13 protein-coding genes and 1 tRNA gene are annotated in these 15492 nt (G+C 65.2%); 7 read left to right on the plus strand and 7 right to left on the minus strand.

Annotated features, from left to right (window positions below; all coding sequences use genetic code 11):
- Nucleotides 1-20 precede the first annotated feature (20 nt).
- The gene (locus ACVWY0_RS20560) at nucleotides 21-1205 is read right to left on the minus strand and encodes a MarP family serine protease (protein WP_485838338.1); all 1185 of its coding nucleotides are present in this window, start codon (nucleotides 1203-1205) and stop codon (nucleotides 21-23) included.
- Nucleotides 1206-1470: 265 nt separating this feature from the next.
- On the opposite strand from ACVWY0_RS20560, the gene ACVWY0_RS20565 reads away from it, so the two are divergent.
- Nucleotides 1471-2148 carry a Crp/Fnr family transcriptional regulator gene (locus ACVWY0_RS20565; protein ID WP_011693220.1) on the plus strand — a complete coding sequence of 226 codons (678 nt, stop codon included), beginning with the start codon at nucleotides 1471-1473 and terminating at the stop codon, nucleotides 2146-2148.
- 104 nt (nucleotides 2149-2252) lie between these two features.
- On the opposite strand, the gene ACVWY0_RS20570 is transcribed toward ACVWY0_RS20565, so the two are convergent.
- From ACVWY0_RS20570 to sp36, 3 genes are read right to left on the minus strand one after another with little or no spacing between them, the layout of a single operon-like run.
- Complete coding sequence (locus tag ACVWY0_RS20570) at nucleotides 2253-3164, minus strand: NUDIX hydrolase (protein WP_485838339.1); 912 nt, start codon at nucleotides 3162-3164, stop codon at nucleotides 2253-2255.
- 17 nt (nucleotides 3165-3181) lie between these two features.
- Nucleotides 3182-3739 carry a RidA family protein gene (locus tag ACVWY0_RS20575; RefSeq protein ID WP_485838340.1) on the minus strand — a complete coding sequence of 186 codons (558 nt, stop codon included), beginning with the start codon at nucleotides 3737-3739 and terminating at the stop codon, nucleotides 3182-3184.
- Between the two features lie 2 nt (nucleotides 3740-3741).
- Nucleotides 3742-3897, minus strand: coding sequence for a Sp36 family protein (gene sp36 / locus ACVWY0_RS20580; RefSeq protein ID WP_099093395.1), 156 nt, complete (start codon nucleotides 3895-3897; stop codon nucleotides 3742-3744).
- 37 nt (nucleotides 3898-3934) lie between these two features.
- Here sp36 and ACVWY0_RS20585 point away from each other — a divergent pair, with 37 nt between their 5' ends.
- The 5 genes from ACVWY0_RS20585 (at nucleotide 3935) to ACVWY0_RS20605 (ending at nucleotide 11261) form a co-directional block, all read left to right on the plus strand.
- The gene (locus tag ACVWY0_RS20585) at nucleotides 3935-6202 is read left to right on the plus strand and encodes a transglycosylase domain-containing protein (protein WP_485838341.1); all 2268 of its coding nucleotides are present in this window, start codon (nucleotides 3935-3937) and stop codon (nucleotides 6200-6202) included.
- Nucleotides 6203-6208: 6 nt separating this feature from the next.
- Nucleotides 6209-7156 (plus strand): metallophosphoesterase, encoded by a 948-nt coding sequence (locus ACVWY0_RS20590; protein WP_485838342.1) that lies wholly within the window; start codon nucleotides 6209-6211, stop codon nucleotides 7154-7156.
- 155 nt (nucleotides 7157-7311) lie between these two features.
- The gene (locus ACVWY0_RS20595; RefSeq protein ID WP_485838343.1) at nucleotides 7312-9120 is read left to right on the plus strand and encodes an ABC transporter ATP-binding protein; all 1809 of its coding nucleotides are present in this window, start codon (nucleotides 7312-7314) and stop codon (nucleotides 9118-9120) included.
- Nucleotides 9117-11015 (plus strand): ABC transporter ATP-binding protein, encoded by a 1899-nt coding sequence (locus ACVWY0_RS20600; RefSeq protein ID WP_485838344.1) that lies wholly within the window; start codon nucleotides 9117-9119, stop codon nucleotides 11013-11015. Before ACVWY0_RS20595 ends, ACVWY0_RS20600 begins: the two co-directional genes overlap by 4 nt.
- Nucleotides 11016-11184: 169 nt before the next feature.
- Nucleotides 11185-11261, plus strand: a tRNA-Pro gene (locus tag ACVWY0_RS20605).
- A 183-nt stretch (nucleotides 11262-11444) separates the two neighbouring features.
- Here ACVWY0_RS20605 and ACVWY0_RS20610 read toward each other — a convergent pair.
- Entirely contained in the window at nucleotides 11445-11618 is a 174-nt protein-coding gene (locus ACVWY0_RS20610; protein WP_200950766.1) for a hypothetical protein, read from the minus strand.
- 132 nt (nucleotides 11619-11750) lie between these two features.
- On the opposite strand from ACVWY0_RS20610, the gene ACVWY0_RS20615 reads away from it, so the two are divergent.
- The gene (locus ACVWY0_RS20615) at nucleotides 11751-13025 is read left to right on the plus strand and encodes a helix-turn-helix domain-containing protein (RefSeq protein WP_485838345.1); all 1275 of its coding nucleotides are present in this window, start codon (nucleotides 11751-11753) and stop codon (nucleotides 13023-13025) included.
- Between the two features lie 36 nt (nucleotides 13026-13061).
- Here ACVWY0_RS20615 and ACVWY0_RS20620 read toward each other — a convergent pair whose 3' ends face one another.
- Nucleotides 13062-14015 carry a phosphoribosylaminoimidazolesuccinocarboxamide synthase gene (locus tag ACVWY0_RS20620; RefSeq protein ID WP_485838346.1) on the minus strand — a complete coding sequence of 318 codons (954 nt, stop codon included), beginning with the start codon at nucleotides 14013-14015 and terminating at the stop codon, nucleotides 13062-13064.
- Nucleotide 14016: 1 nt separating this feature from the next.
- On the minus strand, nucleotides 14017-15345 hold the full coding sequence (purD, locus tag ACVWY0_RS20625) for a phosphoribosylamine--glycine ligase (protein WP_485838347.1): 1329 nt from the start codon (nucleotides 15343-15345) through the stop codon (nucleotides 14017-14019).
- Nucleotides 15346-15492 lie beyond the last annotated feature (147 nt).

Below are 15492 nucleotides of genomic sequence, written 5' to 3' on the forward strand. Positions count from 1 at the left end.
TGTGGCTCAGGCCGCCCGGGCTACTTCTGGATGCACTGCCCGGAGGAGACCGGAGCGCTGAGGCTTGCGGCCTGGGATGCGACCGGGAACAGCTCATTCATGGTGATCGCGAAACCCATTTCGGTGTCCGAGGTTGCCTTGGCGAAAATGACGCCAGCCACCAGGCCCTCCATGGTCAGCAGCGGGCCGCCCGAGTTCCCGGGCTGGACGTTGCCGGCCAGGCGGTAGATCTCTTCCGGGGCCGGGTTTTCGCCGTAGATGTCGGGCACCAGAACCGAGGTGATGTCCTGGACCGTGGCGGGGTTGGACTGGAACGGACCGCCGTGAGGGTATCCCGCGAAAGCTGCCGGGCTGCCGTTCGGAAGGTCGGACGTCAGCGTGAGTGGTTCGGAAGGCAACCCGTCAACGGCCAAAACGGCGAGGTCGTGCCTGGTGTCGAAGTACACCACCCGCCCGGGCATCGCGCCGCCGTCGGGAATTTCAACCACCGGCTGCGACACGCCCGCCACAACATGGGCATTGGTCACAACCCGGCCGGGGGAAACCACAAAGCCGGTACCGGTCTGGTTCTGCCCGCACTGGTAGGCGGTTCCCGCTATTTTCAGGACTGACTGTGCGGCCCGGTTCAGCGCCGGAGTATCGGTGCTGGCATTGGGGACCGCCACTGGCTGCCCCTGGTCCAGACCTTCCAGCAGCGTGGGGATTCCGTTGCCGATCACCGTTGACCGCAACTGCGCCATGGTGGTCTTCAACGGGACAGGGGTCAGCCCGTCGATGTACCGGATGACTTTGGACTCGGCCAGTTGCTGGGACACAAACGGAACGCCCAGGGCGCTGACGCTGAAGGCAAGCATGGACATGACCAACGCCGAGACCACCACATTGACGGCCCCGCCCACCAGCCGGTCCACAGCACGCAGCGGCTTGATCCGCACGGCGCCGCGGATTTTGCGCCCGATCATGGTCCCGAGGCCATGGCCCAGAGCCATCAGAACGACGGCGGCGGCCACGATGGCGGTCAGCCTCCAGCCGGAGTCGTCCACGAAGTTGCTGACCAGTGGAACGGCAAAGAAGGCAGCCACGGCGCCCGCGGCAAAGCCGGCGATACCCCCGAGGGTTACCAGGAAGCCGTTGCGCAGGCCATAGATCAGGTAAGACAGCAGGGCCAGGATCAGCGCCAGGTCCAGAACAGTCAAGCCAAACACTGAGCGCTCCTCTAATACGGTTGAGACCCAATTCTAGTGGCGCAGGCTGACATTGTTCTGTGGGCGCCAGTCTCCCGCCTATTGGGGCCAGGTTCGCCTCACGTTCAGTCGTCAAACTCACACCCCGGGCGCGGCCGGGCACCGGATCGGGCCCGCATTACACAGTGTCAGCGGCGTTTCCGCTGCCAAGTACGTCACAGAACCTTGAAAATTCTGAAACAATGGCAAAAGCGCCACAGCCGACACTTTTTATTCAGGAGATTTCATGGACATCGAGGTACTGCGCCGAGCACCCCTATTTGCCACGCTCGACGACGAAGCATTCCGCCTGCTGACGGACGAGCTGACCGAGGTGGACCTCTCCCGCGGTGCATCGGTATTCCGCGAGGGCGACCAGGGTGACCAGCTCTACTTCATCGTCTCCGGCAAGGTGAAGCTGGGCCGCACGTCCCCCGATGGCAGGGAGTCCCTGCTCGCCATCCTGGGCCCGGGTGAACTGTTCGGCGAAATGGCACTCTTTGACCCCAGCCCCCGCACGGCCACGGCCACGGCTGTCTCCGAAACCCGCCTCGCGGGCCTGAAAAACGAAAGCCTCAACGCCCTGCTGCGGACACGCCCCGAGGTTTCGGCGCAGCTGCTGCAGGCCCTGGCCCGTCGCCTGCGCCGCACCAACGATTCGCTCTCGGACCTCGTGTTCTCCGACGTACCCGGCCGCGTGGCCAAGGCCCTGCTGGACCTGGCCGACCGATTCGGCCGCCCGGCAACGGACGGCGTCCTGGTGGCCCACGAGCTCACCCAGGAAGAGCTGGCCCAGCTGGTAGGCGCCTCACGCGAGACGGTCAACAAGGCCCTGGCAGAGTTCGTCCAGCGCGGCTGGCTCCGCCTCGAAGCCCGTGCAGTAGTGATCTTGGACATGCAGCGCCTCCGCCAGCGCTCCCGCTAGGACACGGATTAATTCCTGCGACACGGAAAAGGCCTGACGATACCGGAATTCCGGTGTCGTCAGGCCTTTTCCGTGTCGCAGGAATTAACCGGGCGATCCGCGGACTAGCGTTCGCGCTGGGGGTCTCCGGCTACGGTTTTGGCGGCCTCGACTTCGAGCATGAGCGTGCCCTCTTCGTCGACGAGCCGGGCCTGATACACGTGGGGTTTGCGTTTGTAGCTGAGGTAGGCGATGCAGCCGTTCGCTGCGGCCATCTTCTCGAGCATGATCTCCGAGCCCGGCACCAGGAGCTGTCCGAGGGTGAGGCCCACGGTGTTCTCCTGGCCCACTTCGTCGCCCAGGGCAGTGGTGCTGCGCGCGGCGATGGCCTTGGTGGCGCACACCCAGCGGCCCCAGACGCCCTTGCTCTCCAGCAGGCTGGGCTGCTGGTTCATGGGGACCGTGGCGGCGAAATAGCGGGTGTCGAAGCGGCGGTGCGCGAAGTCGGGGCTGCGCCAGTTGACGAGCGGCTTCAGCAGGTCGGTCCGCAGCGAGAGTCCCCGCTTGGCGAGGAGCTCCGTGAAGGTCTTCTCCTGGTCGGCAACGGCCACGCGGGCCAGCATCCAGTCCTGCGTTGACGTGTTTTCCACGGTGGTGGACATGTCCGGCCCGGCCAGGAGTACGCCGGCTTCCTCAAAGAGTTCGCGGATGGCGCCCACAACGTGGCGCCGCGCCAGCCCGACGTCGTCCGTCCCCATCTGCTCGGCCCAATGCTGGGGTGAGGGGCCCAGCCAGCCGACGGCGTCGTCGTCGGACGCCTCCAGGGAACCTCCGGGGAAGGCAAGGACGCCCAGCGGCGAGGAGCCGGGCCGGTAGCCCAGCCACGTCTCCAGGCCGGTGGGCGAGTCCCGCAGAAGCACCACGGACGATGCGTAGCGGGCGGCACGCGGGGTCCGCTCGCCGTGTTCGAGCCAGCTTTGGGCAGCCCCTTCAAGATCCGGAGGAAGGGCAAACAAGCGTCGGGCGAGCTGAGGCAATTGAGTGAACCGGGTCCTTAGCTGAATTCAGCGATCAGTTCGACCTCGACGGGAGAGTCGAGCGGAAGGACCGACACGCCGACGGCGGAGCGTGCGTGCCTGCCTGCCTCACCAAAGACCTGGCCGAGGAGCTCGGACGCGCCGTTGATGACGCCCGGCTGTCCCGTAAAGGCCGGATCGGAGGACACAAAGCCCACCACCTTGACGATGCGGGTGATGCGGTCCAGATCGCCGATGACGCTCTTGATGGCCGCCAGCGCGTTGATGGCGCAGACAGCGGCGTAGGCCTTGGCGTCCTCCGGGGACACCGTGGGCTCGTCGGAGGCGCCCTCTGTGCCGGTGGAGACCTTGCCGGTTGCTTCGAGTTTGCCGTTAATAAACGGCAGCTGGCCGGAGGTGTAAACATGGCTGCCGGTGATGACGGCCGGCACGTAGGCGGCGACGGGCGCGGCCACCTCGGGGAGGGCCAGTCCCAGCTCGGCGAGGCGCTGCTCGACAGCGGAAACCGGCGCTGAAGCAGACGCGTTTTCCGGCGCGGATACAGGGCCGGACGTAGTCTCTGCGGGGATGCTCATCGCTACTGCTTCTCCCTCTTGAGGTAGGCAACCAGGCCGTTGCCGTCCGGTCCAGTGATTACCTGGACGAGCTCCCAGCCGTCCTCTCCCCACTGGTCCAGAATCTGCTTCGTAGCGTGAATAATGAGCGGAATCGTCGCGTACTCCCATTTGGTCATGAGCTAAAGACTAGTCCTTGCCGGTAAAGTGGAAAACATGGTGACTCGTAAGAACCCCATTTTCGACACGGCCACTACCCTCGGAAAGATATTTGGTTTCCTCGGTGTGAGCGCGATTTGTGGTGTCCTGGTGGCGGGCCTGCTGGTTCCGGCTGCGGCCGTTTCCGGCAGCGCGGCAAGCGGTTCCATAGAGTTCTTCGATACCCTCCCCGCAGAGCTGCAGGTGGACCCGCCCAGCCAGTCCACCCGGATCCTCGCCGCGGACGGCAGCCTGATCGCGAACCTCTACGAGGAAAACCGGACCAAGGTTGCCCTCGACCAGATCTCGCCGTTCGTGAAGGAAGCCATCATCGCTGTCGAGGACAGCCGGTTCTACGAGCATGGCGGTGTGGACACCACCGGCATCCTCCGCGCCATGGTCAGCACAGCCCGTGGCAACAAACAGGGTGCCTCCACCATCACCCAGCAGTACGTGAACAACGTGCTCAATTCCAACCTCGCTGCCGAGGGAAACACTGAGGACATCAAGCTCAACGGTGTCAACAAGGGCGTGGGAGACAAGCTTCGCGAAATGAAGCTCGCGATCGCCCTGGAGAAGGAATTCTCCAAGGAACAGATCCTCGAGGGTTACCTCAACATCGTCTTCTTCAACCGCGACGCCTACGGCATCGAGGCCGCGTCCAAATTCTTCTTCAGCACCACCGCCAAGGATCTGACCCTCCCGCAGGCAGCACTCCTGGCTGGCCTCGTGAACAGCCCGTCAGCGTTTGACCCCATCACCAACCCGGAGAACGCCAAACAGCGCCGGGACCTGGTGCTGGGCCTCATGCTGGACCAGGGAAAGATCACCCAGGTCGATCACGACGCCGCCGTGGCCACCCCGGTGGAACCGAAGATCACAGAGTCACGCCAGGGCTGCGCATACGCCACCACGGCACCCTATTTCTGCAACTACGTGCTTCACCTGCTGCTGAACAACCCGGCCTACGGTGCGGACGCAAAAGAGCGCGAGCAGAAGATCTTCCGCGGCGGCCTGACCATCACCACCACGCTGGACGTCAACGCCCAAAACGTTGCCCAGGCCGAGTCTGATGCAGCCGCCGGCGTCAATCCGGACAACTGGGGTGCGTCCATCGTCTCCGTGCAGCCCAACACCGGCAAGATCCTGAACATGGCGCAGAATACTTCGTTCCTGCCCACCGAAGGCAAGTTCAACCAGACGCAGAACTTTAACGTCGACAAGCTGGACAAGGACGGCAACGACCTCAACGGCCTGGGCGGATTCCAGCCCGGCTCCACCATGAAGCCCTTCACGTTCGCCGAATGGCTGAACGAGGGCAAGGCCATGAACACCAACATCAACGCCTCCGTGCGCAAGTACCCGCAGAACTTCCCCTGGAAGAACACCTGCCCGGACCCCACCGTGGGCTGGTACGACGCCAGGATTCCCGGCAGCTTTGACCTGCAGAACTCCGACGACGGCTATTACCGGAACATGACGATCCTGTACGGCCTGCAGAACTCGATCAACACGGCCACCTTCGCCTCGGCGGCTCAGGTTGACCTCTGCGGCATCCAGAAGATCGTGGATGCGGTCGGAATCCACGGCGGCCTGCCCTCGGCTGAAGATCCCAACCCGAAGGTCAAGATGACCACTTTGGCCAACCTGATCGGCTCCACGCAGACCGCCCCGCTGACCATGGCCTCCGCGTTTGCCACGTTCGCCAATGACGGCAAGTACTGCGAGCCCATCGCCATCACGTCTGTCACGGACCAGACGGGAGCACAGCTCCCGGCCCAGGCCACTAGTTGCCGTGATGCCGTCAAACCGGAGGTCGCCCGGGGCGTTGCGTATGCCATGCAGAAGGTCCTGGATGAGGGCTCCGGATCCCTCATCAAGCCGCGGCTCTCCACCAAAACCAACTTCCCGGTGGCTGCCAAAACCGGCACCAACGACACCAACGGCTCCACCTGGGTGGTCGGTTTCACCACGGGTGTGGCCACCGCTGCATGGTTCGGTGACCCGCTGGGTGACCAGAGCCGTGAGGGCCGTAACCTCACGGTCAATGGAAAGTTCTACCCGGCGATCGACGGTTACATGATCGCCGGTCCCATGTTCTCCAAGTACATGGCCCAGGTCGCTCCGGCGTATGGCACCAACGCGTTCACGGCCCCGCCCACCAACATGGTGAGCGGAACGCCTGCCCGGACTACGCCGTCAACGCAGGCCACCGCGCCTGCGACGGCTCCAGCCACGCAGCCGTCCGCGGACCCCGCACCGGGCAACAGCGACAAGAAGAACTAGCCTCCCATGGCAGTCAGCCCTGCGTTGGCCAGCCGCGTCCGGAACATCGGGCGCGGCTTTGCCGTCACCGCTGGCGCGGGAACCGCAGCGGGTCTCGCCGCCTTCGGATACGGGCTGTGGGAGAAGAACCAGTTTGTCCTGCGCGAGGAGGCACTGCCCATCCTGCCCGTAGGGCACGCGCCCTTCCGCGTCCTGCACCTGAGCGACATCCACTTCGTCCCGGGCCAGGACACCAAGGCGCGTTGGCTTGAGTCGCTGGCGTCGCTGGAACCTGACCTGGTGGTCAATACCGGGGACAACCTCAGCCACGTCAAGGCAGTGGAGCCCCTGCTTAAGGCACTGCGCCCGCTACTGGAGTTTCCCGGCGTTTTCGTCCCGGGGTCCAACGACTACTACGGCCCGAGCTTCAAGAACCCCGCGTCCTACCTGCGGGGCCCGTCCGAGGTAAAACCCAAACAAACCGAATTGGACTGGCCGCGGCTGCGGTCGGGCTTCGGCATGGGCGGCTGGGTGGACCTCACCAACCGGCACCAGTCGGTGGTGCTGAAGGGGATCCGCTTCGACTTCTCCGGCGTGGACGATCCGCACTTGGGCCGGGAGCGCTATGCGGGCTGGCCCCGCGGCACCCGTGACCAGGACGAGAACGCGCACCTCCGGGTTGCGGTCATCCATGCCCCGTACCAGCGGGTCCTGGACCACTTCACGCAGGACGGCGCGGACCTGCTGCTGGCGGGCCACACCCATGGCGGCCAGCTCTGCATCCCCGGCTACGGCGCCCTGGTGTCCAACTGCGACCTCCCCACGTGGCGGGCCAAGGGACTCAACAACTGGGAAAGCAACGGACGTACGACGCCGGTCAACGTCTCGGGCGGCATCGGCACCTCCCGGTTCGCTCCCATCCGCATCGCCTGCAAACCCGAGGCTGTCCTGCTGACGCTGACCTCCCCCGAATAGCACCCATTGCTCTATCAGTTCGAGTCGCTAACAGGCTCGGATAGCAACCAGAACTGATAGAGCAACTGGGAACGGTACGTGTGAACCGGCTCACGCCATGGCATAGGGTAGTTGCTAAGGGAAACTACATTCGATTTAGAGCTTGAGAAGCGGGCATGGCCAAGCAGACCTCATTTTTCAGATCCATCAGCCGTCTTTACCCTCACGTGAGGCCGATCATCCCCCGGCTGGTGATGGGACTCCTCTGCGCACTCTTGGCCAGCGTCGTGGCGCTGACCATCCCGCAGGTGCTCCGGGTCCTCGTAAATGAGTCCCTCAAACCCGGGGGCGCGTCGGATGCCGTCTGGACTGCCGCCGTCGTCATCCTGGTCCTGGGCATCGCCGAGGCGGGACTCGTGGCCCTCCGCCGGCAGTTCGTGATCAACCCGGCCACCACGGTGGAAACCCGGATGCGGGTCTCGCTCTACGGGCACCTGCAGGACCTGACCGTGTCCTTCCACGACCGCTGGGGCTCCGGCCAGCTGCTGTCGCGTGCCATGACGGACCTGAACTTCCTGCGCCGCTGGATGGCTTTCGGTGCCATCATGCTGGTGGTCACCACGCTCACGGTGGTCATCGGCATTGTGGTCATGTTCTCCATGAGCTGGCAGCTGGCCCTGATCTTCCTGGCCGCCGCGGTGCCCATCATGGCCTACGGGTTCCGGTTCCGGACGCGCTTCAGCAAGGTGGCGCGGCGGAGCCAGGACCAGGCCGGCGACCTCGCCACCACGGTGGAGGAATCCGTCCACGGCATCCGCGTCCTGAAGGCCTTCGGCCGCAGCCGCGAGGCCCTGGAGAACTTCAACGAGCAGGCCGAGGAACTCCGCCAGACCGAGATCGTGAAGGCGAAGCACCAGGCGACGTTCACCATGGTGGTTACCCTGCTGCCGGAACTCGCGCTCGGCGCCGGACTGGTGGTGGGTGTGATGCTCTGCGCCAGCGGCCAGCTGAGCATCGGCGCCCTGGTGGCTTTCTTCGCCACCGCCGCCGTCATTGCGACGCCGGTGGAGTTCTCCGGCATGCTGCTGGCCATGGCACTCACCGCCAAGTCCGCCGTCGACCGCCACTTCGAGGTCATGGATTCGGTCAACACCATCACCAGTCCCCCGGCCCCGCGCACCCCCTCGCAGCTGAAGGGCGCGCTCAGCTTCAAGAACGCCACATTCGCGTTCGAGGACGCACCGGACAAGCCCATCCTCAAAGAGATCAACCTGGACGTCCGGCCGGGCGAGACCATGGCTCTGGTGGGCATCACGGGAAGCGGCAAGAGCGCGCTGATCCAGCTGGTCCCGCGCCTGTTCGACGTCACCGACGGCTCCATCACCATCGACGGGGTGGACCTGCGCGAGTTCGACGTCGACGGGCTCCGGCGCGTGGTGGGCGTCGCGTTCGAGGACACCACGCTGTTCTCCAATTCCGTCCGCGACAACGTGCTCCTCGGGGCGCCGGACCGGACCGAGGCAGCCCTGGACGAAGCCCTGGATGTAGCGCAGGCGCACTTCGCGTACTCGCTGCCGGAAGGCGTGGCCACCCTCATCGGCGAGGAGGGACTGAGCCTCTCCGGCGGGCAGCGGCAGCGGATCGCCCTGGCCCGGGCCATCGCGGCGCGGCCCCGGGTCCTCGTGCTGGACGATCCGCTCTCGGCCCTGGACGTGCACACCGAGGAGCTCGTGGAAACCCGGCTCCGCGCGGTCCTGAAGGACACCACCACACTGATCGTCGCGCACCGCCCGTCCACCGTGGCGCTGGCTGACCGGGTGGCGCTGCTCGAGGAAGGCCGGATCGCCGCCGTCGGAACCCACACGGAACTTCTGGCGCACAACCCCCATTACCGCTACGTCATCGCCAGCCTGGACCCGGAACCACGGGACCTGGATTCGGAACTGTCGGAGCTTGAGGACGAGTCAGAGGACAGCATCCGATGAGTAACGCAACCTTCGGCACCGCCAACGAGGACAACACCCACCTCAGCAAGTCGGACAGTAAAACCGTACGACGGCGGTCGCTCGCCCTTTTGGCAACCCTGATCCGTCCGGTGCGGCTCAGGTTCTGGCTGACCATCGCCACCGTGGTCCTGTCCCAGGCCGCGCGCGTAGCCGGGCCTGCACTGATCGCGTTCGGCATCGACCACGCGCTCCCGTCGTTACAGGCGGGCGACAACCTCCCTTTGGTGCTTACCGGCGTCGCCTACCTTCTCGCAGCGATCGCGACGGCGGGACTCACCGCCCTCTACGTCACCTCCACCGCGCGGCTCAGCCAGGCGATGCTGCTGGACTTGCGCGTCCGGGTCTTCCGGCACACGCAGCGCCTGAGCCTGGAGTTCCACGAAAAGTACACGTCGGGACGGATCATCGCCCGGCAGACCTCGGACCTGGAAGCGCTGCGGGAACTCCTCGACTCCGGCGTCAGCTCCCTTGCCTCGGGGCTACTGTTCATGGTCTTCACGGCTGTCACGGTGTTTGCCTTGGACTGGCGCAGCGGGCTGATCGTGCTGGCCGCCGGCGTCCCGATGTACTTCCTGTCGCGCTGGTACCAGAAGCACTCCCAGATCGTGTTCCGCGAATCCCGGGTGGTGTCCGCCCGGCTGATTGTGCACTTTGTGGAGACCATGACCGGGATCCGCGCCGTGAAGGCCTTCCGCAAGGAAACTGAAAACGCCGAGACGTACGGCCAACTGTCCGAGGACTACCGGCTCGTCACGGTGCGCTCCATCAACCTCAACGGCGTTTTCCAGCCCGGCCTGGTGCTGATCGGTAACGTCTGCGTGGCCGTGGTGCTCCTGTTCGGCGGGTTCCGTGTGCTGGGCGGGGACCTTGCCGTGGGCGTGCTGCTGGCACTGATCCTTTCCACCAAACGCTTTTTCCAGCCGGTGGACCAGATGGCCATGTTCTACAACTCCTTCCAGAGTGCCCAGGCGGCCCTGGAGAAGGTGTCCGGCCTGCTGGAGGAGGTTCCGACGGTCCGCCCGCCCAAGAACCCCGTGGCGCTCCGCGATGCCAGGGGCACCGTCGATTTCAAGGGTGTGGAGTTCCGCTACGGCGACGGCCCGGTGGTCATCCCCACCATGGACCTGCACATCCCCGCCGGCCAGACCGTGGCCCTGGTGGGGCAGACCGGCGCCGGGAAATCCACGCTTGCCAAGCTGATCGCCCGCTTCTACGACGTCTCCTCCGGCTCCCTGACCCTGGACGAAGTGGACCTGCGCAGCCTCACCACCACGGACCTTCGCCGGAACATCGTGATGGTCACCCAGGAGGCGTTCCTGTTCAGCGGTTCCGTGGCGGACAACATCGCGCTGGGCCGGCCGGAGGCAACCCGGGCGGAGATCGAGGATGCTGCCCGAGCCGTGGGTGCCCACGAGTTCATTACCGAACTCCCCGAAGGCTATGACACGGATGTCAACAAGCGCGGCGGCAGGGTGTCCTCCGGGCAACGGCAGCTGATCAGCTTCGCCCGGGCGTTCCTGGCCCGGCCTGCCGTCCTGATCCTGGACGAGGCCACCTCATCGCTGGACATCCCCTCTGAGCGGCTCGTCCAGAGCGGGCTGGCGCGCCTTCTGCGGGCAACGTCCGACGCCGGCAGCTCGGTAGGTGCCCAGGGCTCGTCTGATGCGGGGTCTGCGGCGGAGGGGTCAGCTGCTGCGGGTGGCGGCCGGACGGCGCTGATCATCGCGCACCGCCTATCCACGGTTGAAACTGCTGACCGCGTACTCGTGGTCCACGACGGCCGGGTGGTCGAGGACGGCACCCCCGCAGAACTCATCGGCGGCGGCGGACGCTTCGCAGATCTCCACGGCGCCTGGAAGGACTCCCTGGACTAGGGAACTGGTGCCGTGTTGCCGCCGGGTTTCCCCGGCTTTGGGCAGCGACGCCGGCCTGTTGCGGCGGGACACTCGGCACGCCGGGCAAACCTGGGGGAACCCAGCGGCCGCCGATTTCGCATCCGGGCCCGGCGTCGGCTATCCTTGTAAAGTTGCTTTTGCAGCGGATCGGGATGTGGCGCAGCTTGGTAGCGCGCGTCGTTCGGGACGACGAGGTCGCAGGTTCAAATCCTGTCATCCCGACCAATTCAAAGAGGGTCTCCCCCAGGGGAGGCCCTCTTTTGTGTCTCCCGGCGGTCAAGTACCCGGGCAGAACCGTCAAGTGTCCGGACAAAGAAATAGCCCCGAGGCATGATGACCATGCCCCGGGGCCGCGCCTCCTGAGAGGATTTCTTACATCGGGTCGGGCCTGTTGCCAACGTTGGTTGTTTAGGTGCCGCTCTTGTCCTTGACGGGCTTGGACATGGGATCGGGCCAGTTGCCAACAGCTACGGACACGCCGGTGGTATCGGCGATGGAACCTGCCGACAGGACAGCCGGGGCCGCCGCGGAAAATGCCAGGGCAGCAGCGAGTACGCCAGCGGCCGCAATCTTCTTCAACATATAAGTTCCTTAATACGAGTCGGATTCGTTACAAAGTCAGCACTGTCCTTGTTGACATACATTGTAAAATGTTTTCCACAGGGACTGTCAAGCATTGAGTATAAAGACTGTCCAGAATTAGGAGGAAATCCCGTGGGCAACGGATTCGGGGAGAAGCTCCGTGCGGAGCGTCTCGAACGTGGGCTGACACAGGCTGAACTGGGCAAGGATCTGTATTCCCCCAGTTATATCTCCCTCCTCGAAACCGGCCGCCGTGAGCCGACCGCCGAAGTCATCGAGGAACTCGCCCGCAGGCTGGAGCTGGCGCCCAAGGCGCTGGAAGCCTGGAGCCAGCCCATCACAGTCAGCGACGCCGAGTACGTCCTGGCCGGGCTCTACGCGCGCCAGGCCTGGGACCTCAGGGACTATCCTCTGGCCGCCACCCACGCTGCCAACGCGGCCCAGATAGCCCTGGAGGGCAAGAACACCAGCGCGTGGTGGAACATGACCTACATGCAGGCCGAATGCCTGATCAAACAGGGCAACTGGCAGGAATGCCAAAAGATCATGCAGCACCTCCTGGAGCACCCTATGGCCACGGAGTCTGCCGGCCTCGCCGTCCGTGCCCGTCAGATGCTCGCCGCTATCTGCCAGGGACAGGGCCAGCTAAGCACTGCCGTGGAACATGCGCTGGCGGCCGTACAACTCTGCGGCCAGCTGCCCAACGGATCCACCCTGATCATCGGCGCCTACCGTGCGCTGATCGGTGCGCTGGCGGAGAGCGGCCGCCTGGACGAGGCCTGGATATACTGCCAGGCCATGAATGACCAGATGGACGAGCACTCCATGTCCCAGCTCGCCGGTGAGGTTGCCTGGGTGATCGGCAACGTGGCCTTTATGCGGCACGACTACCCCGAGGGCATCAAGTACCACGAGCGCGCCGCCCGGATGTTGTCTCCTGCCAATGACATCGATCTGTGGGCACGTTTCAACAAAGCCTCGGCCGCCGTGCGGCTGTCCTCCGGAATCGTGGAGCCGGAAACACTGTCCAGCATCGAGCGCGCCGAACTGGCGCTGTCCATTGTGGGCGGCAACAAGAGCGACCAGCTGGAAGTTGCATTCATCCGCGCCCGCTGGCTATATCTCACCGGCGACATCGTGGCTGCCATCAACAAGCTCCGGGAGATCCACGCGGAATCCGACGCGCTGGCCAAGCACACGGCAGGCGAAGTTTCACTCCTGCTGGGCAAGTCCCTGAAGGCCGCCGGCGAGTCCGACGAAGCCCTGGTCTACCTCGAAGAAGCGCAGAAGGCCTTCAGTGCCGCGGGAGCCTCGGACCGCGTCCAGCAGGCACTGGACGCGGTCCTCGAAATCAGGCTAGCCCAGCAGAGGGCCGCCGCAGCAGCGAAAGACGTCAAAGCAAGCTAGGACGGGCCCGGCCCGAAGCCGGGCCCGTCAAAACGGCTAGGAGAACGTCCTGCCGGTGATCTTCTCGTAGGCCTCGACGTAGCGGCTGCGCGTCCGGGCCACGACGTCCGCCGGCAGGGCGGGCGGTGCCTCGTCGGAGGTCTTGTCCCAGCCGGATTCGGCCGATGTCAGCCAGTCGCGCACATACTGCTTGTCATAGGAAGGCTGCGCCTTGCCCGGCTCATACGTGGCCGCATCCCAGAAACGGGAGGAATCCGGCGTCAGGACCTCATCGCCCAGGGTGATGGCCCCGGACACGGCGTCGTAGCCGAACTCCACCTTGGTGTCGGCCAGGATGATGCCGCGTTCGCGGGCGATCTTCTCGGCGCCGGTGTAGATCTTCAGGGTCAGCTCGCTCAGGCGTGCGGCGATGTCGTCCCCCACCATGGCCACAACATCGTTGTAGGAGATGTTCTCGTCATGCTCGCCCACTTCGGCCTTGGCAGACGGTGTGAAGATGGCTCGTTCCAGCCGGGACCCGTCCACCAGGCCCGGCGGCAGCGGAATCTCGCAGACCGTCCCCCTGGCCTTGTACTCCAGGAGTCCGGTGCCGGTGAGGTAGCCGCGGGCGATGCATTCCACGGGGAACATGTCCAGCTTCCGGCAGATCATCGCGCGGCCTTCCACGGCCGCGGGAACGCCGTCTTCCACGGTGGATGCCAGCACGTGGTGGACCACGTCAAGCTGGTCGAACCACCACAGGCTCAACTGCGTGAGGATGCGGCCCTTGTCCGGGATTTCGCTGGCCAGCACGTGGTCGTAGGCGCTGATGCGGTCGCTTGCCACCACCAGGACGCAGTCCTGTCCCACCTGCTGGCGGATGGCTTCGTCCGCCGGTTCGTAGAGGTCGCGGACCTTGCCGGAGTAAACGTGCGTCCAGCCCGGCAGGTCCAGGGTTTCGGTGCTGAAGCCGCGGGGCTGCTGTGGTTCCTGGGCGGAATTCTCAGTCATGTTATGCCTTCGCCTTCGTGACAGGGAGCGAACCGGTAGCAGATCCGGTGGCCAGGGCCGTTACCTTGATCTCACCGCGGGCAGCCTTGCGGCCGATGTCCGTCCGGAACTGGGAGCCTTCCAGCTGAACCAGCTCCACGCCGTCGTACGCCCGTTCCCGGGCCTCCACCAGGTCGCTGCCGAGAGCAACGACGGCGAGTACCCGGCCGCCGGCCGAGATCACCTTGCCGTCGTCGTCGAGCGCGGTGCCCGCGTGGATCACGTGCACGCCGTCGAGCTCATCCACCTTCTTGAGCCCGCGGATGCGGTCACCGGTGCGCGGGGAGTCCGGGTAGTTTTCGGACGCGACGACGACGGCGACGGCCGTCTCCTTGGACCAGCGCAGCTCCTCTGCCTTGTCCAGTTCGCCCTTGGCGGCTGCCAGCAGCAGCGCACCGAGGGGGGTTTTGAGCCGGGCCAGCACGGCCTGCGTCTCGGGGTCGCCGAAGCGGACGTTGAATTCGATGACGCGGGTGCCGCGCGTGGTCAGGGCCAGGCCAACAAACAGCACACCCACAAACGGCGTGCCGCGGTTCGCCATCTCGTTGACCGTGGGCTGGGCCACCCGGTCGATGACCTCCTGGACCAGTCCGGCGGGGGCCCATTCCAGCGGGGTGTACGCACCCATGCCGCCGGTGTTGGGGCCTTCGTCGTTGTCGAAGATGCGCTTGAAGTCCTGCGCCGGTGACAGCGCCACGGTGTTGCGGCCGTCGCACAGGACAAAAACGGACACCTCGGGGCCATCGAGGAATTCCTCTATCACCACGGTGCCGGCGGCGTCGAAGCATGTCTGCGCGTGGGCCAGGGCTTCGTCGCGGTTGTTGGTGACCACCACGCCCTTGCCGGCTGCCAGGCCGTCGTCCTTCACCACGTAGGGTGCGCCGAAGGTGTCCAGGGCCGCGGCTGCTTCCTCGGCGTTTGTGGCCACCATCGCCATGGCCGTGGGGACTCCCGCTTCCGCCATAACCTCCTTGGCGAACGCTTTGGAGGCTTCCAGCTGGGCCGCGGCCTTGCTGGGGCCAAAGACCGGAATGCCGGCGTCGCGGACGGCGTCGGACACCCCGGCAGCAAGGGGAGCCTCGGGGCCCACCACCACCAGGTCCACGCCAAGCTTGGTGGCCAGCGCCGCGACGGCGTCGGGATCATTCCCGTCAATGTTGTGGGTGGGGACCAACTTGCTGATGCCGGCGTTGCCGGGAGCCGCATGGACCTCGGAAACGTTGGGGTCGGCGAGCAGGGAGCGGACAATGGCGTGTTCGCGGCCTCCAGGGCCAATGACGAGTACCTTCACAGTCTCCAAGGGTACTTTGTGCAACCTGCCCTTTCCTAAGGGGGTGTTCCTAAGGGCCTGCCAGTATTCAACACGCGGCTATTCTGATGCTTCGGGTTTGAGGGTGTAGTTCCATTCGCCGTGCCATTGATGGCGGGTGATGGGAAG

Source organism: Arthrobacter sp. UYNi723 (assembly GCF_054057635.1).